The organism is Allobosea minatitlanensis (genome assembly GCF_964020775.1).
Genome location: NZ_OZ224509.1, coordinates 4,333,364 through 4,355,405, shown reverse-complemented (window position 1 = coordinate 4,355,405; position 22,042 = coordinate 4,333,364). Strand labels below are relative to the sequence as shown.

At 70.0% G+C, this 22,042-nt stretch carries 23 protein-coding genes; 14 read left to right on the top strand and 9 right to left on the bottom strand.

Features of this window, described 5'->3' with window-relative positions; translation table 11 throughout:
- Position 1 precedes the first annotated feature (1 nt).
- The 5 genes from ACWH43_RS21325 to ACWH43_RS21305 all read left to right on the top strand — a co-directional run bounded on the left by ACWH43_RS21325 (position 2) and on the right by ACWH43_RS21305 (position 5,225).
- Positions 2–1,303: a polyhydroxyalkanoate depolymerase gene (locus tag ACWH43_RS21325; RefSeq protein WP_158444170.1), complete on the top strand. Its 1,302-nt coding sequence runs from the start codon at positions 2–4 to the stop codon at positions 1,301–1,303.
- Between the two features lie 65 nt (positions 1,304–1,368).
- Complete coding sequence (locus tag ACWH43_RS21320) at positions 1,369–2,109, top strand: M48 family metallopeptidase (RefSeq protein WP_158444171.1); 741 nt, start codon at positions 1,369–1,371, stop codon at positions 2,107–2,109.
- Between the two features lie 107 nt (positions 2,110–2,216).
- A complete protein-coding gene (locus ACWH43_RS21315; RefSeq protein ID WP_158444172.1) occupies positions 2,217–2,432 on the top strand; it encodes a hypothetical protein in 216 nt (71 codons plus the stop codon).
- Between the two features lie 116 nt (positions 2,433–2,548).
- Positions 2,549–3,706 (top strand): amidohydrolase, encoded by a 1,158-nt coding sequence (locus ACWH43_RS21310; RefSeq protein WP_158444173.1) that lies wholly within the window; start codon positions 2,549–2,551, stop codon positions 3,704–3,706.
- 10 nt (positions 3,707–3,716) lie between these two features.
- On the top strand, positions 3,717–5,225 hold the full coding sequence (locus ACWH43_RS21305; RefSeq protein WP_158444174.1) for a serine hydrolase domain-containing protein: 1,509 nt from the start codon (positions 3,717–3,719) through the stop codon (positions 5,223–5,225).
- A 45-nt stretch (positions 5,226–5,270) separates the two neighbouring features.
- Here ACWH43_RS21305 and ACWH43_RS21300 read toward each other — a convergent pair whose 3' ends face one another.
- Positions 5,271–6,173: an aldose 1-epimerase family protein gene (locus ACWH43_RS21300; RefSeq protein WP_158444175.1), complete on the bottom strand. Its 903-nt coding sequence runs from the start codon at positions 6,171–6,173 to the stop codon at positions 5,271–5,273.
- A 254-nt stretch (positions 6,174–6,427) separates the two neighbouring features.
- On the opposite strand from ACWH43_RS21300, the gene ACWH43_RS21295 reads away from it, so the two are divergent.
- From ACWH43_RS21295 to dapD, 7 genes are all read left to right on the top strand, one after another.
- The gene (locus ACWH43_RS21295; protein WP_158444176.1) at positions 6,428–7,027 is read left to right on the top strand and encodes a nitroreductase family protein; all 600 of its coding nucleotides are present in this window, start codon (positions 6,428–6,430) and stop codon (positions 7,025–7,027) included.
- A gap of 66 nt (positions 7,028–7,093) precedes the next feature.
- Positions 7,094–8,077, top strand: a complete 984-nt coding sequence (locus ACWH43_RS21290; protein WP_158444177.1) for a TRAP transporter substrate-binding protein — start codon at positions 7,094–7,096, stop codon at positions 8,075–8,077.
- A gap of 12 nt (positions 8,078–8,089) precedes the next feature.
- On the top strand, positions 8,090–8,884 hold the full coding sequence (locus ACWH43_RS21285) for a VOC family protein (protein WP_158444178.1): 795 nt from the start codon (positions 8,090–8,092) through the stop codon (positions 8,882–8,884).
- Positions 8,885–9,038: 154 nt separating this feature from the next.
- On the top strand, positions 9,039–9,323 hold the full coding sequence (locus tag ACWH43_RS21280; RefSeq protein ID WP_158444179.1) for a hypothetical protein: 285 nt from the start codon (positions 9,039–9,041) through the stop codon (positions 9,321–9,323).
- 91 nt (positions 9,324–9,414) lie between these two features.
- Complete coding sequence (locus ACWH43_RS21275; protein ID WP_158444180.1) at positions 9,415–9,630, top strand: hypothetical protein; 216 nt, start codon at positions 9,415–9,417, stop codon at positions 9,628–9,630.
- Between the two features lie 108 nt (positions 9,631–9,738).
- A complete protein-coding gene (gene cobF, locus ACWH43_RS21270; RefSeq protein WP_158444181.1) occupies positions 9,739–10,500 on the top strand; it encodes a precorrin-6A synthase (deacetylating) in 762 nt (253 codons plus the stop codon).
- 59 nt (positions 10,501–10,559) lie between these two features.
- Positions 10,560–11,402 (top strand): 2,3,4,5-tetrahydropyridine-2,6-dicarboxylate N-succinyltransferase, encoded by an 843-nt coding sequence (dapD, locus tag ACWH43_RS21265; protein ID WP_158444182.1) that lies wholly within the window; start codon positions 10,560–10,562, stop codon positions 11,400–11,402.
- A gap of 157 nt (positions 11,403–11,559) precedes the next feature.
- Here the strand turns inward: dapD and ACWH43_RS21260 are convergent, their stop codons facing one another.
- The 3 genes from ACWH43_RS21260 to ACWH43_RS21250 all read right to left on the bottom strand — a co-directional run bounded on the left by ACWH43_RS21260 (position 11,560) and on the right by ACWH43_RS21250 (position 14,260).
- Positions 11,560–12,114: a DUF1269 domain-containing protein gene (locus tag ACWH43_RS21260; protein WP_158444183.1), complete on the bottom strand. Its 555-nt coding sequence runs from the start codon at positions 12,112–12,114 to the stop codon at positions 11,560–11,562.
- 136 nt (positions 12,115–12,250) lie between these two features.
- Complete coding sequence (locus ACWH43_RS21255) at positions 12,251–13,744, bottom strand: MDR family MFS transporter (protein ID WP_158444184.1); 1,494 nt, start codon at positions 13,742–13,744, stop codon at positions 12,251–12,253.
- A gap of 105 nt (positions 13,745–13,849) precedes the next feature.
- Positions 13,850–14,260, bottom strand: coding sequence for a VOC family protein (locus ACWH43_RS21250; RefSeq protein ID WP_158444185.1), 411 nt, complete (start codon positions 14,258–14,260; stop codon positions 13,850–13,852).
- 330 nt (positions 14,261–14,590) lie between these two features.
- On the opposite strand from ACWH43_RS21250, the gene ACWH43_RS21245 reads away from it, so the two are divergent.
- Positions 14,591–15,121, top strand: a complete 531-nt coding sequence (locus ACWH43_RS21245) for an isochorismatase family protein (protein WP_158444186.1) — start codon at positions 14,591–14,593, stop codon at positions 15,119–15,121.
- 15 nt (positions 15,122–15,136) lie between these two features.
- Here ACWH43_RS21245 and ACWH43_RS21240 read toward each other — a convergent pair whose 3' ends face one another.
- The 5 genes from ACWH43_RS21240 to ACWH43_RS21220 form a co-directional block, all read right to left on the bottom strand.
- Positions 15,137–16,126 carry a branched-chain amino acid ABC transporter permease gene (locus ACWH43_RS21240; protein ID WP_448153629.1) on the bottom strand — a complete coding sequence of 330 codons (990 nt, stop codon included), beginning with the start codon at positions 16,124–16,126 and terminating at the stop codon, positions 15,137–15,139.
- Positions 16,127–16,137: 11 nt separating this feature from the next.
- Positions 16,138–17,025: a branched-chain amino acid ABC transporter permease gene (locus ACWH43_RS21235; protein ID WP_158444188.1), complete on the bottom strand. Its 888-nt coding sequence runs from the start codon at positions 17,023–17,025 to the stop codon at positions 16,138–16,140.
- A 186-nt stretch (positions 17,026–17,211) separates the two neighbouring features.
- Positions 17,212–18,414 carry an ABC transporter substrate-binding protein gene (locus ACWH43_RS21230; protein ID WP_158444189.1) on the bottom strand — a complete coding sequence of 401 codons (1,203 nt, stop codon included), beginning with the start codon at positions 18,412–18,414 and terminating at the stop codon, positions 17,212–17,214.
- Between the two features lie 63 nt (positions 18,415–18,477).
- On the bottom strand, positions 18,478–19,224 hold the full coding sequence (locus ACWH43_RS21225) for an ABC transporter ATP-binding protein (protein ID WP_158444190.1): 747 nt from the start codon (positions 19,222–19,224) through the stop codon (positions 18,478–18,480).
- Entirely contained in the window at positions 19,211–19,978 is a 768-nt protein-coding gene (locus ACWH43_RS21220) for an ABC transporter ATP-binding protein (RefSeq protein WP_158444191.1), read from the bottom strand. The genes ACWH43_RS21225 and ACWH43_RS21220 overlap by 14 nt, the downstream gene beginning before the upstream one ends.
- Before the next feature lie 393 nt (positions 19,979–20,371).
- Between ACWH43_RS21220 and ACWH43_RS21215 the strand changes: the two genes are divergently transcribed.
- Positions 20,372–22,027, top strand: coding sequence for a caspase family protein (locus ACWH43_RS21215; RefSeq protein WP_158448230.1), 1,656 nt, complete (start codon positions 20,372–20,374; stop codon positions 22,025–22,027).
- Positions 22,028–22,042: the final 15 nt, after the last annotated feature.

The following is a 22,042-nucleotide window of genomic DNA, read 5'->3' as shown; positions in this document are numbered from 1 at the left end:
CATGTCGTTTGCCTACCATGCCTATGAAGCGGTTCACATGATGGTGAGCCCGATGCGCGGCGTCTCGGACGCCGTCCAGTTGGCATTCAAGAATCCCGGCAATCCGCTGACCTATACGCCGCTCGGCCGCACCGTCGCGGCCTCCTGCGAATTGTTCGAGCGGGTCACGCGCCGCTACGGCAAGCCGGCCTTCGGCCTGAACGAGACGATGATCAACGGCGTCACGGTCCCGGTCGAGGAGCGCGTCGTCTGGGAGCGCCCCTTCTGCCGGCTGGTCTATTTCGACCGCCGGATTCCCGGCCGGCGCAAGCCGCAGCCCAAGGTGCTGCTGGTGGCGCCGATGTCCGGCCATTACGCGACGCTGCTGCGCGGCACCGTCGAGGCCTTCCTGCCCGGGCACGAGGTCTACATCACCGACTGGGCCGATGCGCGGCTGGTGCCGCTCTCGGAGGGGCGCTTCGACCTCGACGACTATATCGACTACGTCATCGACATGCTGCACACGCTCGGCCCGGACACCCATGTCATGGCGGTGTGCCAGCCGGCCGTGCCGGTCATCGCCGCGATCGCGCGGATGGAGGCGGAGGGCGACGACGACGCGCCGCGCTCGATGACCCTGATGGGCGGTCCGATCGACACCCGCCGCTCGCCGACCGCCGTCAACGAGCTCGCCATGGAGCGCGGCACCGACTGGTTCCGGCGCAACTGCATCACCGTCGTGCCCTTCCCGCATCTGGGCGCCTTCCGGAAGGTCTATCCCGGCTTCATGCAGCTCTCGGGCTTCATGGCGATGAACATCGACCGCCATGTCAGCGCCCATTACGAGATGTTCAAGCACCTCGTCTCGGGCGACGGCGATTCGGCCGAGAGGCACCGCGATTTCTACGACGAATACCTCGCGGTCATGGACATGACGGCCGAGTTCTACCTCCAGACGATCGACACCGTCTTCGTGCGGCACGCCTTGCCGAAGGGCGAGATGATGCATCGCGACAAGCCGGTCGACCTCGGCGCCATCCGCCGCGTCGCGCTGATGACGGTCGAGGGCGAACTCGACGACATCTCCGGCGTCGGCCAGACCAAGGCGGCGCATGATCTCTGCGTCAACATCCCGGCCGACAAGCGCGTGCATTACCTCCAGCCCAAGGTCGGGCATTACGGCGTCTTCAACGGCTCGCGCTTCCGCGCCGAGATCCAGCCGCGCATCTCCGACTTCATGGTCAGCCTCGACATGGAGGCCGCCAAGGGCCGCCGCGGCGACAGCGCGGGCGAGCGGCGCAAGGCGCTGAAGGTCGTGGGCTGACGGGGCCCGTCGCGGCGGCGGGGCCTCTTCCGCCGCGCCCGCGAATCCCGCACAATCGCGCCAGCATGCGCATCTCCCTGTTCAAGCGCCAGCCTGACCCGGACCGGCTCGACGTGGTCCATGCCGGCCAGCGCTATCCCGTCCTGGTGAAGCGGCGCGCCAATGCGCGGCGGATGACCCTGCGCGTCTCGCAGGCCACCGGCGAGATCACGCTGACCCTGCCGGAGCGCGTCGATTTCGCCGCCGGCCGCAGCTTCGCCGAGAGCCATGGCGGCTGGATCGCGGCGCGCGTCGCGAAGCGCCCGCTCGCCGTGCCCTTCGAGCCGGGGCAGATGGTTCCGTTGCGCGGCGTGCCGCATCGCATCGTCCACTGGTCGAAGGCGCGCGGGCTGACGCAGGCGACGACGGACCAGGCGGGCGCGCCGATCATCGCGGTGGCTGGCGAGGCCGCCCATGTCCCGCGCCGGGTCAAGGACTTCCTCCGGCGGCTGGCGCTCGCGGATCTGGAGCAGGCGGTGCGCCGCCATACCGCCCGGCTCGGCATTCCCGCCCGCAGGATCACGATCCGCGACACCACGAGCCGCTGGGGCTCCTGCTCCTCGCAGGGGCATCTCAGCTTCTCCTGGCGGCTGATCCTGGCGCCCGCCTTCGTGCTCGACTATCTCGCCGCCCATGAGGTCGCCCATCTGAGGGAGATGAACCATTCGCACCGCTTCTGGGCGCTGACGCACAGGCTCTGCCCGCGCACCGAGGAGGCGGAGGCCTGGCTCAAGCGCCATGGGGCGGGGCTGCACGGCTTCGGCTGAGGACTTCCTCACGGGCGACTGCGCCGGCCATAGTTCCGCCGTTAACCACTTCCTGAAATTTCCCCCCGCACACTGAAGGCCGATTCGCCTTCAGTGTGAGTATGCCTATGGGTCAGGTCATCGCGTTCCGTCGCCCGCCGCAGCCCGCCCCGCCGGGGCCGCCCGTCCTGGGCCTGATGTCGGCGGTCGATTTCGCCCTGCGCGACCTGGCCGAGATCCTGCCCCATATCGCGCTCGATTCCGCCCGCGAGCAGGCCGAGGCCTGCCGCGCCTTGCTGGCCGAGGCCTTCAACGCCGAGATCGACGCCGAGCTCGATCACTGAGCCGTCGCTGCATGGCGCCCCGGCCTCCGCGAGGCTTGCGGGCGCCTGAGAATTGTCGAACCTCTCTGGCCCAGGGAGCCGCCTGAAGCGGCGGCCGGCCGAGGGAGGTTTTGCGGATGTTCCTGACCAACAGCGATATGGTCGATCTCGTCGATCTGCGGCATCGGCTGCATCGCCGTCCCGAGATCTCGGGCGAGGAACGCGAGACCGCCGCCACCATCGTCGACTTTCTCAAGCCCACGCAGCCGAGCCGCATCGTCACCGGCCTCGGCGGCCATGGCGTCGCGGCGATCTATGAAGGCGCCGAGCCCGGCCCGACGGTGATGGTCCGCGCCGAGCTCGACGCGCTGCCGATCGAGGAAATCTCCAATAGCGACCATCGCTCGGAAATCTCCGGAAAGGGCCATCTCTGCGGCCATGACGGCCATATGACCATCCTCGCGGGCTTGGCGCGCGGGCTCAACCGCAACCCGCCGCAGCGCGGCCGCGCCATCCTGCTCTTCCAGCCGGCCGAGGAGACCGGCGCCGGCGCCGCCGCCGTCATTGCCGATCCGAAATTCGCCGAGATCGCGCCCGACTACGCCATTTCGCTGCATAACCGCCCCGGCGTGCCGCTCGGCCAGGCCCGGATTTCGGAAGGCGCGGCCAATTGCGCCTCGCGCGGCATCAAGATCGTGCTCACCGGCGAGACCTCCCATGCCTCGACGCCGGAGCATGGCCGCTCGCCCGCGCCGGCCATCGCGACGCTGATTCCCGCGCTCACCGCGCTGGGGCCCGGCGGACCGCTCGACGCGCAATTCCGGCTGGTTACGGTCACCCATGTCTTGATCGGCGAAGAGGCGTTCGGCATCGCGCCGGGTCATGGCGAGCTCTGGGCGACGCTACGCACTGTCAATGACGCGCAGATGGGGGCGCTCTGCGAGGCGGCGGAAATGCTGGCACGCGAGGCCGCCATTGCGGACCAGCTTTCGCTTGAGATCAGCTATCACGACATCTTCCACCATTGCGAGAACGACGCGGAGGTCGTCGCCATGCTGCGCCGGGCGATGGACGAGGAGAACGTCCCGCATGGCGAGACGCCGCCCTCGCGCGGCTCGGAGGATTTCGGCCTGTTCGGCCGCAAGGCGAAGTCGGCGATGTTCCTGCTCGGCTCCGGCGACACCGCCCATCTGCACAACCCCGATTACGACTTCCCGGACGATGCCATCGCTACCGGCGCCCGCGTCTTCATGCGCACCCTGCGCAATCTCCTCGGCGAAGCCCGCCCGGCCTGAAGGAGGCGCGATGACCGCGAACTGGACGCCAGCCGCGGCGCGCGCGGCCGCCATCGCCGCCGGGTGGCAGCGCGAGGCCGGGCCGGGCGGGGCGGTCGTGCTGTTCGACCGGGACGGCGTCCGCGAGGCCTTCGCCGGCGGCCTTGCCAGCGTCGAGCATGGCCTGCCCTTCACGCCGCAGACGGCGAACCGCTTCGCCTCGATCAGCAAGCATGTGCTCGCCGTCGCGCTGTTGCGCGAGGGCATGCCGCTCGATGCGCCGCTCGGCCGCTGGCTGCCGGAACTGCCGGCGCCGCTGGCCGGGGTCGAGCTCGGCCGGGCGCTCGACATGACCGGCGGCCTGCCGGACATGATGGAGGCGTTCTGGCAGCAGGGCGTGCCCTTCACCGCGACCCTGAGCGCCGACGAGATCCATGCGCTGGCCTGCCGCTTCCCCTCGCTCAGCGCGCCGCCCGGCACCGAGATGGCCTATTCCAACACCGGCTGGAGGCTCGCCCAGCGGGTGCTCGAGACGGTCACCGGCAGGCCCTATGGCGAGACCGTCGCGGCGCTTTCGGGCGAGCTCGGCCTTGCCTTCCGCCTGCCCTATGACAGCGCCGAGATCGTGCCGGGCCTCGCCACCGGCTACTGGCGCGACGGCGCGCGCTGGCGGCGCGGCCATTACGGCTTCCATTTCTCCGCCTCGGGCGGTATCGCGGGCTCGGCTGCCGATCTCGCCGGCTGGTTTTCCGCCCTGCTGGCGGGCCGCGGCGCGCTTTCCGGCATGCTGGAGCGGCTGACCGCGCCGCGCCGCTTCGCCGATGGCGGCGAGAGCGTCTACCGGCTCGGGCTGGTCTGCAGCCGGCTCGGCGGTTTCGATGTGGTCGGCCATGGCGGCTCGCTCACCGGCTACCGCAACCATGTCCTCACCGCGCCCGGGCCCGGTGTCGGCGTTGTCGTCCTGAGCAACCGCGAGGAGGAGGCGCTCTGGCCGGCGCTGACCGTGCTCGCCGCGCTGCTGGGCGAGCCCCTGCCGGCGGCGGCGGAGGCCCCGGCCGGGCTGTTCGCCAGCGAGGAAGGGCCGTTCTGGGCCGAGCTGACGCCGGATTCGATCAGCTTCATGGGCGGCTATGAGCGCCTCGTCGCCGATGGCGCGGGCGGCCTGCGCAGCCTGCCGGCCTATCTCGACATCCGCCTGCGGCGCGACGGGGAAGACCGGCTCGCCGGGCTGATCGGCGGCGTCCGGCGCGCGCTGCGGCGCGTCCCGGCCGATACCCGGCTCGATGCCCGCCTCCTCGGCCATTGGCGCGACCCGCATTTCGGCACCGAGATCGCGATCCGGCCGGACGGCACGGCGCTCTGGCCCTGGCCCGCGGGCGGCAAGGCGACGCGGCTGACGCCGCTGCCGGGCGCCCGCGCCCTGGCCGATCTGACGCACGGCCCCTGGCGGGCGCGGCCTTGCCTCTGGCTCGACGGCGAAGACCGCCTGCGGGTCGCGGGCCATCGGGCGCGGGTCCTGCGGCTGGAGCGCGCCGGCTAGCGCCCGGTGCGGTGAAATCGGCACGCTCGAGGCGGCCCCGCGGGCTCAGCCGGGCGATGCCGTCGGCACGAAATGCGGCGTGGCGCGCCAGACGAAGTCGCGGCTCGCGCCCGGCGCCAGCTTGAGCACGCCCGGCTTGTCGGCGAATTCGCCGTGCCAGCCGACCGGGCTCGCCATGCCGAACCAGGGCTCGATGCAGAGGAAGGGCGCCCCCGTCGGCTTCGACCAGATGCCGAGATCCTTGTAGCCCTCCCAGCTCACGCTGAGCGCCCGGATCTCGCGCCCGGCCGGGTCGAGCGCGGCAAAGCGCACCGCCGCGTTGGCGACGTTCGGGATGACGATCGCATCATCGGCGAAAAGCGCCTCGTCCAGGTCGAGTTCGCGCCCGGCGAAGGGCAGCGGGATGGCCGGGCCGAGCAGGCCGCCCGCGACGGCGAGGCCCGGGCCGGGCTCGGGCTGCGGGAAGGTCAGCCTGTGGCGCTGCTTCGGCACGCCCGGCGCCAGCGGCCAGAGGAAGGCGGGATGGGCGCCGACCCCGCAGACCAGCGTGTCCTGCCCCGGGTTCGTGACCCGCGTCGTCACCGACAGGGCGCCGTCCGCGATCTCGTAGATCATGCGCAGCACGAAGCGGAACGGGTAGAGCGCCAGCGTCGCCGGGCTCTCGCGCAGTTCCAGCACGGCGCGGCTCCCGCTGCGCTCGGCCCAGGCGAACAGGCTGTCGCGGGCGAAGCCGTGCTGGGTCAGATGGTAGGAATGTCCCTCATGGACGAGCCTGTCCTCGGCGAGGCGCCCGACGACGGGGAAGAGCACCGGCGCATGGCGCGGCCATTCCGGGCCGCCATGCCAGAGCAGGGGACCGTCGGCATCGGAGAAGGCGACGAGCTCGCCGCCCTGGGCGCGGATCGTCGCGCGCAGCCGGCCGCCGGCGATCTCGTGGCTGTCCGTCATCCTGTCCTCCTGCATGCGCGGCCTTCCGATTAGCGCATCGGCGCCGCCGCGGAAACGCCGCGCATGCCGTGGCCGCGGCGCTGTACTGTCATTTCCCCCGGATGCGGGCCCGTAGCGGATTCCGGCGTTCCATGCGCGGAATAGAGAGCGGCCTTTCCTTGACCGGCGAAGGGAAGCCCCCGATCTTGCCAGTCATCCGGGGTTCTCCGCGCGAGGGCGCCCCGTCTTACCCTTTCCTGCTTCCGGGACCCGTCATGACCACCAGCGCCAACAGCCGCACGGCCGACCATGCCATCGATTCGCTCTTCCTGGAGCGCTGGTCGCCGCGCGCCTTCACCGACGAGATCATTTCCGAGGAGGAGCTGAAGACGCTGCTCGAGGCGGCGCGCTGGGCGCCGTCCTCCTATAATTCGCAGCCCTGGCGCTTCGTCTATGCGCGGCGCGGCAGCGCCCATTGGCCGAAGCTGCTCGGCCTGCTCAACGAGTTCAACCGCTCCTGGGCGCAGAACGCCGCCGCCCTGCTCTTCGTGATCTCCAAGGAGACGATGGCCGTGCCGGGCAAGGAGGAAGAGGTGCCCTCCTACAGCCATTCCTTCGATGCCGGGGCGGCCTGGTCCAACCTCGCTTTGCAGGCCGTGCGCCTCGGCTGGCAGACGCATGGCATGGCCGGCTTCGATCGCGAGCGCGCCCCGGCGGAGCTGAACCTGCCGGGGGGCTATCGGGTCGAGGCGGCGGTCGCCATCGGCAAGCCGGGCGACAAGGCGCAACTGCCGGAAGCCCTGCGCGCGCGCGAGACGCCGAGCCCGCGCAATCCGCTGTCGGCGACGGCCTTCGAGGGCGCCTTTCCCGCCTGAACGAACCGCCTTCCGTCGCGGGCCGTCTCCTCGGCGGTCCGCGACGGCGATGAAGGAGCCGCGCCCGTGCCGATCTCCCGCCGCCGCTTTTCCGCCGGCCTCGTCGCCCTGCCGGCCCTCCTGACAGGTGGGGCGGCTGCCGCCGGCCGCCCGGTGACGGTCGCCTCCCTGCTCGGCGAGGACAAGCCGGAGACCAGGATCTGGCGCCACATCGCCGAAACCCTGGCGCGGACGGCGCCCGGCCGCTTCGATCTGCGCATCGTGCCCAACGCCGCGCTGGGCGGCGAGAAGGAGGTTGCGGAAGGGCTGCGAATCGGCTCGATCCAGGCCGCGCTCTCGACGATCTCGACCCTCTCGGCCTGGGTGCCGCAAGGCCAGATCCTCGACCTGCCCTTCCTGTTCCGCGACCGCGACCATCTGCGGCGGGTGCTCGCCGGCCCGCTCGGCGCAGCGCTCAAGGCGCAATACGAGGCGCAGGGCTTCGTCGTGCTCGGCTTCATCAATTACGGTGCCCGCCATCTGCTCGGCAGGGAGCCGCTGACCACCCCGGCCGCGGTCAGGGGCAAGCGCATCCGCGTCATCCAGAGCCCGCTTCACACCGCGCTCTGGTCGGGCTTCGGCGCCTATCCGACGCCGATCCCGATCCCCGAGACCTACAACGCCCTGAAGACCGGCGTGGTCGACTGCATGGACCTGACCAAATCCGCCTATGCCGGCTTCCGGCTGTACGAGGTGGTGCCCTGCCTGGTCGAGACCGGGCATATCTGGGCCAGCGGCGTGGTGATGGTCGCGGCGCCGTTCTGGAAAGGGCTGGCGCCCCAGGACCGCGAGGCCCTCGCGGCCGCCGCCGCCGAGGGGGTGAGCTATTTCGACGGGCTGATGCTGGCCGACGAGGAGGCCTCGATGGCGCAGGCGGCGGCGCAGGGGGGCCGCGTCTTCCAGCCCGAGGACCGCGCCGGCTGGCAGGAGGGCGCGCGCAAGGTCTGGGCGGGCTTCGCCCCGCAGCTCGGCGGCCTCGACCGGATCGAGGCCATCGCGAACGGCGCCTGAACGGGAGCGGCCATGTCCTTCAGCAGCGATTCCTCCGATCGCGATTCCTTCGGCATCGACCACATCGTCATCGCCGTCGCCGATCTCGACCAGGCGAGGCGGGACTACGAGGCGCTCGGCTTCACCGTCCTTCCCGGCGGCGAGCATCCGCGCGGCTCCCGCAACGCGCTGGTCGCCTTCGCGGACGGCGCCTATCTCGAGATCATCGCCTTTCCGGTCGCGGTTCCCGGCTTCCGCTGGTGGGAGCTGTTCCGCGCCGCCGGCCCCGGTTTCGTCGACTATGCCCTGCTGCCCGGCGATTTCGAGGCCGGCATCGCCCGCCAGCGCGCCGCCGGCATTGCGCTGGACGGTCCCGTCGAGGGCAGCCGCCTCCAGCCCGACGGCAGCCGCATCGCCTGGCGCTCCGCCCGTCCGGTCGAGCCCGACATCCCCTTCCTGGTGACGGACCTCACGCCGCGCGATCTGCGGGTTCCGGCGGGTGCGGCACGTCGTCACCCGAACGGCGTCACCGGCATCGCCGGAGTCACGGTCGCGGTGCGGGACCTCGCACGGACCACGGCCCGCTATCGCGCTCTGCTCGGCCGCGAGCCGCTCGCGAAGGGCGCCGTTCCGGGGCTCGGCTTCGGCCTCGTCCAGTTCGGGCTCGGACGGCAGATCCTCTCGCTGGTCGAGCCGCGGACAACGGCGGCGCATCTGGCGGCCCGCGGCCAGGGGCTCTGCGCGGTCGCCTTCCACGGCCCCGGCGACGCGGCGCTCGCCGCCGGCCTGAGCCACGGCGCGGCGCTGGAGATCGTCGGCGCGCCCTGAGCCGGCGGCGTCATGATCCGGTCACGCTTGCCGGCGAGAGTGGCCCGTTACCTTCGAATCGTTCTATTTATCTAGTGAAAACAAGGGCTTGCATCGAATCTCGGAGCTGCCTATCTCTCCCGGCGATCAGTGAATCAACCGACGGAGAAACCGAATGGCTGGGGTCACCGAGGTCGATGTCGCGGCCGCGATCGGCCGGATCGACGAGATCATCATTCGCGAGATCGTCCGCACCGGCGCGAGCCGGCCGGAGCTGCGCCGGGCGCTCGCGCTGGCCAAGGGACCGGGCGATCTCGCCGCCGATGCGGCGCTGCCGCCGCGGATGCAGCGCCTGGTCGATCTGCTGGCCGTGACCTTGCCCGAGCAGGGGCCCAGGCCTTTGCAGGGACCGCAATACCGCCACCCTGCCGCCATGAAGGGCGTCGAACGTGCCGCCTGATCAGGGGAGCGCCGAATCATTGGAGGCCGCCCGTGCCGGGATCCGGCAGGCGGTCCTGACGGCTTTTTGCGCGGCGCTGCAGGATACTCGGTTGCCGCCGCTCACCCTGATCGAGCTGGCGGCGCAGGCGGTCGGCTCGGTCTACAGAGAGGTGGCGGATGCTCATTGCGGTGATCAGCCATGCCCTTGCGGCTGGCGGCCGCGCCTCGCGGCGGATCTGGCGGCGCTTCAGGCGGCGCTGGCGCTGAGCGCGGGACCGGCCGCGCCGCCGGACCTCGCCCGCATGGCGGTGCTCGGCCGGGCCTGACCGCGCCTTGCGGCCGCTTGCTCGGTGATTTTGCAGCGTCTTTTCCCGAAAACCGCGTTCCACTTTTCGGGCCGATGCTCTAAGCCGCTGCGAAACGCGCGGAGCGGCATGCGAACCATCCTCGTCATCGGCATCGGCGCCGGCAATCCCGACCACATGACCGTCGAGGCCATCGCGGCGCTCAACCGCGCCGATGTGCTGTTCATTCCCGACAAGGGCGCGGAGAAGGCCGGGCTGCGCCATCTGCGCGAGGCCATCTGCCGGCGCTTCATCCGCGCGCCCGGCTACCGCACGGTCGCCGTGCCGATCCCGCGCCGGGCCGAGGCCGGCGGCGACTATCGCGGCGTCGTCGACGACTGGCATGCGCGCATCGCCGCCGCCTATCGCGGGCTGTTCGAGGCGGAGCTGGCGGAGGGAGAGACCGGCGCCCTGCTGGTCTGGGGCGACCCGGCCCTCTACGACAGCACGCTGCGGGTCGTCGAGCGCGTCGCCGCCGCGGGGCTCGCCCTCGACTGGCAGGTCCATCCCGGCATCAGCAGCGTCCAGGTTCTGGCGGCGCGCCACCGCATCCCGCTCAACGGCATCGGCGCCCCCGTCCTGCTCACGACGGGGCGGCGCCTGGCGCAGGGCTTCCCGGCCGACCAGGACAGCGTCGTCGTGATGCTCGACGGCGAGCAGGCCTTCGCCAAGCTCGATCCGGCCGGGCTGGAGATCTTCTGGGGCGCCTATCTCGGCATGCCCGACGAGATCCTGCTCTCGGGCCCGCTCGCCGAGACGGCGCCGTTGATCGCGCAGGTCAGGGCCGAGGCCCGCGCCCGCCATGGCTGGATCATGGACACCTATCTGCTGCGCCGGCGCGCCGTGGCTTGACGGACGCGTCCTCATCCGCCATCGCTCCCGCCGTCTGTCCAGCGCCGGAGCCGTGCCCCATGTCCCTCGCCGATCTCGCCGCCACCATCGACGCCGCCTGGGAGAACCGGGCCGAGATCGGCGTCCAGACCAAGGGCGCCGTCCGCGAGGCGGTGGAGCAGGCGATCGAGCTGCTCGATTCGGGGAAGGCCCGCGTCGCCGAGAAGCAGGGCGCCGACTGGGTCGTGCATCAATGGCTGAAGAAGGCGGTGCTGCTCTCCTTCCGCCTGACCGACAACGCGATCATCGCCAACGGTCCGGGCGAGGGCGTGTTCTGGGACAAGGTGCCGTCGAAATTCGAGGGCTGGGGCGAGAACCGCTTCCGCGCCGCCGGCTTCCGCGTCGTGCCGCCCGCCGCCGCGCGCAAGGGCTCCTTCCTCGCCCCCGGCGTGGTGCTGATGCCCTCCTTCGTCAATATCGGCGCCTATGTCGATTCCGGCACCATGGTCGACACCTGGGCGACGGTCGGCTCCTGCGCCCAGATCGGCAAGAACGTCCATCTTTCGGGCGGCGTCGGCATCGGCGGCGTGCTGGAGCCGCTGCAGGCCAACCCGACCATCATCGAGGACAACTGCTTCATCGGCGCCCGCTCGGAGGTCGTCGAGGGCGTGATCGTCGGCGAGGGCTCGGTGCTGTCGATGGGCGTCTTCATCTCGGCCTCGACCAAGATCGTCGACCGCGCCACCGGCCAGGTCCATATCGGCAAGGTGCCGCCCTATTCGGTGGTGGTGCCGGGCTCGCTGCCGGGCAAGCCCTTCCCGGACGGCACGCCGGGGCCGTCGCTCGCCTGCGCCGTCATCGTCAAGACGGTCGACGCGCAGACCCGCTCCAAGACCGGCATCAACGAGCTGCTCAGGGACTGAGGGCAGAACGCGGGAGCGCCGAAACGCGAGTCATCCCGGCCGGAGCGAAGCGAAGAGCCGGGATCCATGCCTGAACCTCCGTCGGAAGCGCTCCGGCATGGATCCCGGGTCAAGCCCGGGATGACCGCGTGTGTCGGTGCAAAAATCGGCGGACGGATCAGCCCACCGGCGAGGGCGCGCCCGTGCCCTGCGGCGCCGGCGCGGCGTCCGGGGCGGGCGCGGCGGCGTGGGCATCGGCCAGCGCGTCGCGCAGCTTCTGCTCCTGGGACCGGTCGAGCGAGGTCTTGAGCACGGTGCCGCCGGTGCCGCGCAGCGCCTCCAGCACCTTGTCGCCGGTCACCTTCTTGACCAGCACGAACAGCGCGGCGTTGCCGGGCTGCAGGCTGCCGGCGAGGTCCTTCATGAACTTGTCGTCGATGCCGTAATCGGTGAGCGCGCCGCCGAGCGCGCCCGAGGCCGCGCCGAGCGCCGCCCCGAAGATCGGCATCAGGAAGATGGCGCCGATCAGCAGGCCCCAGAACGAGCCCGAGACCGCGCCGAGCGCCGTGGTGTTGAGGAGCTGGTTGAGCTTCACCTTGCCGCCTTCGTGCATCACCGCGATGGCGGCGTCGCCGATCTCGATCAGATATTCCTTCTGCAGGCCGATGAGCTTCTGGCGCATCTCCTCGGCGCGGGCCTCGGTCGGATAGACGATGACGACGAGATCGGACATGGCGGAACTCCTGCTGCGGGTGCACTGACGGATCGACGGATCGCCGCGGTCGCGTCCTGCCGGATGCGCGGCAACCCAGCCTGCCCCGGACAGATGACAGGCCAATGGAAACGCGGGCGCCGCGGCGCCGGTTCCGTCACTCCAGCGCGGCGGCCTTGGCGGATTCGGCGGCGCCGCCGCGCAGCGGCAGCTCCTCCATCAGCCAGAGCGCGAGCAGGGCGAGCGCGAAGCCGAGGAAGGCGGCGCCGAAGACGTAGCTGAACAGCGTCACCATGGTCGCGCGGTCGACCGTCCCCAGTTGCAGCGCCTCGGGCGAGAGATGGGTCGCCTGCCCGCCGACGCCGCCGAGCACGATCGCGCCGAAGATCGCGACGATCAGCGCGCCGCCGATCTGGCGGAAGAAATTGGCCACCGCCGTCGCCGTGCCGAGCTGGTGCGGCCTGACCGCGTTCTGGATCGAGACCGTGGCGACCGGCAGCAGCGTGCCGAGCCCGATGCTGACGACGGCGAGGATGGCGCAGAAGGGCGCGAGCGGAATCCGGCCGGAGAACAGGGCGAGCAGGCTGGTGCCGGCGCAGGAGACCGCGAGCCCGACCATCGGCACGCGCTTGTAGTGCCTGATATGCGTCATGGCCCGTCCGGAGCTGGTGGCCCCGACGACGGTGCCGCAGGTCAGCGGCAGCAGGCCGAGGCCGGAATAGGTCGCGCTCAGCCCCATCACCGTCTCGAAATAGAGCGGCAGATAGATCGTCAGCCCGATGAAGGCGCCCATGGCGAGGCCGGCCGAGACCGTTCCGAAGCGCACCACCCGGTTGTTCATCACGTCGAGCGGGATCAGCGGCTCGGCGGCGAGGCGCTGGCGCCAGCCGAAGAACGACCACAGCACCAGCGTCGCGGCGGCGAGCCCGGCGATCGGCAGCGAACCCCAGGGATAGGCGGTGCCGCCCCAGGAGAGGGCGAGCAGCAGCGAGAGCGTCCCGGCGGTCATCAGCACGGCGCCGAGCACGTCGAGCTTGTGCGGCCGTTCATGGCGCGGCAGGCGCTTCAGCGCCTCGCTCGACATCCAGTAGGCGCCGAGCCCGAGCGGCAGGTTGATCCAGAAGATCACCGACCAGTGCAGCTTCTCCGCCAGCATGCCGCCGAGCACCGGGCCGATCAGCGAGGAGGACAGGAAGACGCTGGCGAAATAGACCTGATAGCGCCCGCGCTCCTTCGGCGGCACCATGTCGCCGACGATGGTCTGGGCCAGCGCGATCAGCCCGCCGCCGCCGAGCCCCTGGACGAAGCGGGCGACGATCAGCGTGCCGAGATTGGGCGCCAGCGCGCAGGCGATCGAGCCGAGGATGAAGACGACGATGCCGGAGAGCAAAACGACGCGTCGGCCATGGATGTCGGCGAGCTTGCCGTAGAGCGGCGTGACGGCGGTCGAGGCCAGCAGATAGGCCGTCACGATCCAGGGCAGATGGGCGACGTCGCCGAGCTCGCGGCCGATGGTCGGCAGGGCGGTCGCCACGATGGTCTGGTCGAGCGCGGCCAGGAACATCGCGACCATCACGCCGATCAGGATGGAGCGGATATCCGCATGCGTCAGCGGCGCGGCATGCGCCTGGGTGTCGACCCGCTTGTCCATGGAGCCTGCAGTCAAACTTGCATCAGGGGAATGGCTGCAGGTTAGTGGCGCGATAAGCCATGCGCTAGAGGCGGGGCGTCGGGTCCGCCCTGCGGCGGGGACGGATCAGGCCCCGCCCGCGACCGCCGCCGGATCCATCCACACCGCCTCCCAGACATGCCCGTCGAGGTCGCGGAAGCCGTGGCCGTACATGAAGCCGTGGTCCTGCGGCTCCCGGTAGGTGCTGCCGCCGGCGGCGACGGCCGCCTTCACGATCGCGTCAACCGCCTCCCGGCTCTCGCGCGACAGGCAGGTCAGCACCTCGACGCTCTGGTCGGTATCGGTGATCGGCTTGGGCGAGAAGCCGGCGAATTTCTCATGCGTCAGCAGCATCGCGAAGATCGTGTCGCTGATCACCATGCAGGCGGCGGTGTCGTCAGTGAACTGCGGGTTGAACGAAAAGCCGAGCGCCCGGAAGAAGGCCATCGAAGCGGGCAGGTCCTTCACGGGCAGGTTGAGGAAGATCATCTGGGGCATGGCGTGTCCTTCGGCGGTGGTGAGGCGGATGTCGTCGGTTCAGGCGCAGCCGCCGGAGCGCGCCGTCGCCGGCGTCTTCGGAGGCGGCCCCGGAGGGCGGGAAGCGGGCGTCGCCCCCGGCGGATGCGGTCCCCGCGGGGTGGATGACGGTCGGCGGGTCGGAGGAAGGCGACGGAATCGGGGGCGGGCATCGGGCGGCGGGATCATCGCCGAATTCATGTTGATATCAACTCTTTTGTCAAGGCGCCGCGCCGCAACGGGCGCCAGGGCTTGACGGGTCCGCCGGCGGCGGCTGCCATGGGCCGGCCTGTCGCGCGAGGATGCCGGACGATGCCGCTCTTGAACCTGCCGAATTCCCTTCTGCTGGTGGTCGACCTGCAGGCGCGATTGATGCCGGCCATCCATGACGGCGCCCGCGTCGTCGCCAACGCCGCGCGCCTGCTCGAGGCGGGGCGGCTGCTCGCGGTGCCGGTGGTGGTGACGGAGCAGAACCCCGGCAAGCTCGGGCCGACGGTGCCGGAGCTCGCCGGCCTCCCGCCGGCGATCGCCAAGATGAGCTTCGACGCCTGCGCCGAGCCGGCGGTGCTGGCGGCGCTGGGCGGCGACCGGGATATCGTCCTGTGCGGCTGCGAGGCGCATGTCTGCGTCGGCCAGACGGCGCTGACCCTGCTGGAGTGCGGCCGCCGCGTCGTGGTGGTGCAGGACGCGGTCGGCTCGCGGGCGCCGGAATCGCGCGCGGTCGCGATCCGCCGCCTCGCCGCGCATGGCGCCGAGATCGTCACCACCGAGATGGTGCTGTTCGAGTGGTTGCGGACGGCCGCGCATCCGCAGTTCAGGGCGGTTTCGAAGCTGATCCGCTGATGGCCGCGCCGCGGTTTACAGCGGCTTTTTGATCGCTTTAGCGATGACGCCGACGATTCCTTCTCGGAAGAGGAGGACGCATGCGACGAAGATGACGCCCTGGATGACGGTGACCCAGGCTCCGAGGGTTGCGAGGTAGTTCTGCATGGTGACCATGACGATGGCGCCGACGATCGGTCCGAAGACGGTTCCGAGCCCGCCGACCAGGGTCATCAGCACGACCTCGCCTGACATGGTCCAGTAGACGTTGGTGAGCGAGGCGAGCTGGAAGACGATGGCCTTGGTCGCGCCGGCGAGGCCGGCGAGCGCGGCCGAGAGCACGAAGACCATGAGCTTGTACTGGTTGGCGCGGTAGCCGAGCGAGATGGCGCGGGGTTCGTTGTCGCGGATCGCCTTGCAGATCTGGCCGAAGGGGGAGTGGATGATGCGGTAGATCGCCAGCAGCCCGGCCATGAAGATGGCGGCGACGAGCCAGTAGAGGGCGCGGTCGTCGGTGAGGTCGAGGAGGCCGAGGAGCTTGCCGCGCGGCACCGCCTGGATGCCGTCCTCGCCGCCGGTGAAGCGCGGCGTCTGCAGCGAGAAGAAGAACACCATCTGCGCCAGCGCCAGCGTGATCATGGCGAAGTAGATGCCCTGGCGGCGGATGGCGAGCGCGCCGAAGACGGTGCCGAGCCCGGCGGCGACGGCGGTGCCGAGCAGGATCGCGAGTTCCGGGGTCAGGCCCCAGTTCTTGGCGGTATAGGCGCAGACATAGCTCGCCATCCCGAAATAGGCGGCATGGCCGAAGGAGAGCAGGCCGCCATAGCCGAGCAGCAGGTTGAAGGCGAGCGCGAACAGCGCGAAGCACAAAACCTTCATCACGAAGACCGGATAGGCGACGAAGGGGGCGACGACGAGCGCCGCGGCGATGCCGATCAGGATGGCGCGGTGCAGCCGGGCGGTGCCGTCGTCGGTCTCGGCGAGGGCGGCGCCGGCGGGAGCTTCGGAGGTCGCGAGATCGGTCATGTCGAAAACTCTCAGGCCGGGCGGCCGAACAGGCCGGCGGGCTTCACCAGCAGTACCAGCACCATGATGACGAAGATCACGGTCGAGGAGGCTTCCGGATAGAACACCTTGGTCAGGCCCTCGACCAGGCCGAGCGCGAAGCCGGTGACGATGGCGCCCATGATCGAGCCCATGCCGCCGATCACCACCACCGCGAAGACGACGATGATGAGGTCGCCGCCCATGTTCGGGTTGACCGAATAGACCGGCGCGGCGAGCACCCCGGCGAAGGCGGCCAGCGCCACGCCGAAGCCGTAGGTCAGCGTCACCAGCAGCGGCACGTTGATGCCGAAGGCCTGGGTCAGGGTCGGGTTCTCGGTGGCGGCGCGCAGATAGGCGCCGAGCCTGGTTTTCTCGATCAGGAACCAGGTCGCCAGGCAAACCGCGAGCGAGGCGACGATCACCCAGGCCCGGTAGTTCGGCAGGAACATGAAGCCGAGATTCTGCCCGCCCGCAAGCTGTGGCGGGATGCCGTAGGGCAGGCCCGACGAGCCGTACTGGTTGCGGAACAGCCCCTGGATGATCAGCGCCAGCCCGAAGGTCAGCAGCAGCCCGTAGAGATGGTCGAGATGACTGATGCGCTTCAGCAGCAGCCGCTCGATCACGACGCCGACGGCGCCGACCACGATCGGCGCCAGCACCAGCGCGAACCAGTAGTTCAGCCCGAGATAGTTCAGCGCCATCCAGGCGACGAACGCCCCCATCATGTACTGCGCGCCATGGGCGAAGTTGATGATGTTCAAAAGCCCGAAGATCACCGCCAGGCCGAGGCTCAGAATGGCGTAGAACGAGCCGTTGATCAGGCCCAGCAGAACCTGGCCGAACAGCGCCTGCGGCGGAATCCCTAATAGCTCGAACATGCGTGGCTCAATGTATGGCTCGATCGAAAGGTGGGGGACGTCCGGAACGGTTCCCGCCCCGCTGCCCTCGGGCCGCCGCGCCCGCCGGAGCCGGGCGCGCTCCGGCCGCGGCGGCGAGCCGGCGGTCGCTTGCGGCGCCGTTCCCGGAGCCTGTCCGGGAACGGCCTTGGCCGCTATCCGCCGGGGCTACTTGACCAGCGGGCAGCCGGTCTCGGCCAGCGGCTGGAAGGCCTGCTCGGCCGGCAGCACAGCGATCTGCTTGTAGAGATCCCATTCGCCCTTCGACTCGGAGGGCTTCTTGACCTCGTAGAGATACATGTCGTGCATCTTGCGGCCGTTGGGGCGGATGCTGCCCTTGCCGAAGAGCGGGTCGTCCGTCGGCATCTCCTTCATCTTGGCCATGACGGTCGCCGTATCCTTGCTCTTGGTGGCCTCGACCGCCTTGAGATAGTGCAGGAAGCCGGCATAGACGCCCGCCTGCACCATGGTCGGCATCTTGCCGTTGTTGAGCTTGGCGAAGCGCTGCGACCAGGCGCGGGTCTGGTCGTCGCGGTCCCAGTAGAAGGATTCGGTCAGCACCAGCCCCTGCGCCGCCTGCAGGCCGAGCGCATGGACGTCGCTGACGAAGACCAGCAGGCCCGCGAGCTTCTGGCCGCCGGCGACGATGCCGAACTCGCCCGCCTGCTTGATCGCGTTGGTGGTGTCGCTGCCGGCATTCGCCAGCCCGATGACCTTGGCCTTCGAAGCTTGCGCCTGCAGCAGGAAGGACGAGAAGTCGGTGCCCGGGAACGGCGTCTTCACCGAGCCCAGCACCTTGCCGCCGGCCTTCTTGATGATCTCGGTCGCGTCGCGTTCCAGCGCATGGCCGAAGGCGTAGTCGGCGGTCAGGAAGAACCAGGTGTCGCCGCCCGCCTTCACCATGGCGCCGCCGGTCCCCTGCGCCAGCGCATAGGTGTCGTAGGTCCAGTGGATGGTGTTGGCGTTGCAGGCCTTGCCGGTGAGGTCGGAGGCGCCGGCGCCCGAGTTGATGTTGATCTTGTTCTTTTCCTTGGTGATCTGGCTCACCGCCAGCGCCACCGAGGAGGTCGGCACGTCGAGGATCAGGTCGACGCCGTCTTGGTCGTACCATTGCCGGGCGATGGTCGAGCCGACATCCGGCTTGTTCTGGTGGTCGGCCGAGACGATCTCGACCTTGATGCCCTTCTCGGCGGCCTTGAAGTCCTCGACCGCCATGCGCGCGGCGATGACCGAGCCTTCGCCGGCGAGGTCGGCATAGATGCCGGAGCGGTCGTTGAGCACGCCGGCCTTGACCGAGATCTGCTGCGCGAAAGCGGGGCTCGCCAGCAATGCGGCGAGCGCGCCCGTCGCGAGGAACGTCCTGAGCTTCATCGTCGTTCTCCCTCTGAGAATGTCGGCGTTGGCCGGTTTTTTCCGTTGCGGGGCCTGCGCGGGTCAGACCCCGAGATAGCGGTGGAGCTTGTCGATATTGGCGTCGAGCTCGGCGTTCGGGATCATGTCGACGACCTTGCCCTGCTCGACGACGTAGTGGCGGTCGGCGACGGTCTGGGCGAAGCGGAAGTTCTGCTCGACCAGGATGATGGTGAAGCCCTCGCGCTTGAGCTCGGCGATGGTGCGGCCGATCTGCTCGATGATGACGGGGGCGAGGCCCTCGGTCGGCTCGTCGAGCAGGAGCAGATGCGCGCCGGTGCGCAGGATGCGGCCGATGGCGAGCATCTGCTGCTCGCCGCCGGAGAGCTTGGTGCCCTGGCTGCGCAGCCGCTCCTTCAGGTTGGGGAACAGCGTGAAGATGCGCTCCAGCGAGAGCCCGCCCTCGCGGATTTTCGGCGGCAGCATCAGGTTCTCCTCGACCGAGAGCGAGGAATAGATGCCGCGCTCCTCCGGCACGAAGCCGATGCCGAGCCGGGCGATGGCGCGCGAGGGCAGGTCGATCGTCTCCTTGCCCTCCAGCGCGACCGAGCCCTTGCGCTTGCCGATCACGCCCATGATCGACTTCAGCGTCGTCGTCTTGCCGGCGCCGTTGCGGCCGAGCAGCGTCACCACCTCGCCCGGCGCGACATCGAAATCGATGCCGTGCAGCACATGGCTCTCGCCATACCAGGCCTCGAGCCCGCGCACCGTCAGCAGCGGGGCGGCGCCTGCGGCACCGGCCGGCGCCCTTGCCGCCTCAGTGATGGCCATGACCGCCTCCCGAGCCGATATAGGCCTCGACCACCCGCGGGTCCTTCGAGACGCCGGCATAGTCGCCCTCCGCCAGCACCTGCCCGCGCGCCAGCACGGTGATGCGGTCGCACAGCGAGGCGACGACCGAGAGATTGTGCTCGACCATCAGGATGGTGCGCTGCGCCGAGACCTTGCGGATCAGCGTCTCGATGCGGTCGATGTCCTCGCGCCCCATCCCGGCCATCGGCTCGTCGAGCAGCAGCATCTCGGGATCGAGCGCCAGCGTCGTGGCGATCTCCAGCGCCCGCTTGCGCCCGTAGCTGAGCTCGCCCGCGCTCAGCTCCCGGAACGGCGTCAGCCCGACCGCCTCGACCAGCGCCTCCGCCTCGGCGTCGAGGCTCTTCAGCCGGCGCTCCGAGCGCCAGAAGTCGAAGGAGTCGCCGCGCTTGCGCTGCAGGGCGATGCGGACATTGGTCTTGACCGAGAGCTGCGGGAACACCGCCGAGATCTGGAACGAGCGCACCAGCCCGAGCCGCGCGATCTCGGCCGGCTTCTCGCGCGTGATGTCGCGCCCGTTATAGACGATCGTCCCCCGCGTCGGCGCAAGGAACTTGGTCAGCAGATTGAAGCACGTCGTCTTCCCCGCCCCGTTCGGACCGATCAGCGCATGGATCGACCCGCGCCTCACCTTCAGGTCGACCCCGCTCACAGCCCGGAAGCCGGCAAACTCCTTGGTTAACCCTGCTGTCGACAGAATAATGTCTTCAGCCATGCGAAATAGCGGCCTTCATTGGGCTGATCTTTCTTGATTTAACGTTTCCCCTTGCATGGCATGCTGCACCGCGTTCAAGGCATAAGTCAACGCTTCGCGCCGCCGCAAACCCCCTCCTGCGGCCATTTCATCCTTTTGTCTGATAGGCTTCCCCCTCCGAACGGGGGGTGTCGGGCGCCGCGCCTGCGCGCAGACTGGCATCGTAGCGGAAGGGGTGGATTTCCGGTTGAACCCGCCCGCCACGGCCTGCGACGAACGGGAGCCGGTTTACCGGCCGGAGCGGTTGCGGTATATGCCGCCCTCTTCGACCCCGCTGTTTCGATATTTCAACCGTATCGTGGCGGAAGGCCGCCATCGGTGGTGTCGGCGCCACGCTAGAGCTGGGAGGTTGTCGTGAGCTTCGCGACTCGGATTGCGGCATTCCGTGTTCGGCTGGCCGCGGCCTTTGCGCTGGTGGTCTGCGGCTCGGCCCTGGCTTCGGGGGCCGAGGCGGCCCTGCCCGAGCGCCGCGTCGCGCTCGTCATCGGCAACAGCGCCTATACGGCGGTGCCGCCGCTGGCCAACCCGATGCGGGACGCCAAGGGCGTCTCCGCGGCGCTCAAGCGCCTCGGCTTCGAGGTCGTCGAGGGCTACGACCTCAAGATGGACGACATGACCAATGTCGTGCGCCAGTTCGCCCAGAAGCTCGACGGCGCCAAGGCCGGGCTGGTCTATTATGCCGGCCACGGCATCGCGGTCGGCGACGAGAACTACCTGATCCCGGTCGACGCCTCGCTGCGCTCCGAGGCCGATCTCGATTTCCGCGCGGTCAACGTCCAGCTCGTGCTGCGCCAGATGCAGCGCGACGAGCGGGTCAACATCGTCATCCTCGACGCCTGCCGCGACAATCCCTTCGCCGCCCAGCTCGCGGCTAAGTCGCGCGCCGTCACCCGCGGCCTGACGCCGATCGAGACGCAGTCGGCCTCCGGCATCCTGATCGCCTTCGCCACCGATCCGCGCGCCACGGCGCTGGACGGCGAGCGCGACGGGCACAGCCCCTTCACCGATGCGCTGCTCAAGCATATCGAGACCCCCGAGGTCTCGATCACGACGGTGATGGACCGGGTCCGCGCCGATGTCTGGGAAGCGACCGGCAAGAAGCAGAAGCCCTGGACGAACTCCTCGATCATCGGCGAGTTCAAGCTCAATCCGACGGTGAAGCTGGCCTCCGCCGACCCGACCGATGCGAGCGCGGCCAAGGCGATCAACGCGGCCGTTCCCGCGCCGGCGATGCCGTCGGCGCCGGTCTTCGACCGCAGCCAGATCGACATCAAGACCTGGGAGGCGGCCGAGCGCGGCAATTCCGCCGCCGACTACCGCGCCTATCTCGACGCCTTCCCCTCCGGCCAGTTCGCGACCTTCGCGCGCAACCGGCTGGCGAGCCTGGAGGCGGCGACCCCGCCGGCCAACGCCGCCGGCGCCGTCGCGGCCGCGACCCCGGGCGTGACCGACGAGGCGCTCAAGGCCGAGACCGGCACCGCCCAGACCGAGACCGCGATGAAGCTCGACGCCAAGGCCCGCCGCGAATTGCAGACCCGCCTGCGCGCCAGCGGCTTCCAGCCGGGCAAGCTCGCCGCGAGCTTTGGGCCGAGCCAGCGCAAGGCGATCCTGGAGTGGCAGAAGTCGCGCGGCATCCCGGAGACCGGCTTCCTGACCGCGCTGCAGGCGACGGCGCTGCGCGAGCAGAGCGAGCCGGCCTATCAGCGCCTGCTCGCGGACGAGGCCAAGGCCGCCGCCGAGAAGAAGAGCCGGGCGGCCGATCGCGGCAGGGCCGGCAAGACCCGCGGCGGCGTCGCCGATGCGGGCGAGGAGATGTATCAGCGCGACCTCGCCCGCGAGCGCGGCGTCGCCTATCAGGGCCCCGCCGGCCAGCGTGCCGTCGGCACCACCAGCTCGGGCTATCAGGGGCGCGTGCGCCAGCGCGGCGGTGCCTCTTCCGATTCGGCCGGGGCGGCCGCCATCGGCTCGATCATCGGCGGCGCCATCATGGGCGGCATCCTCGGCCGCTGAGCGATCCCAGCCGGG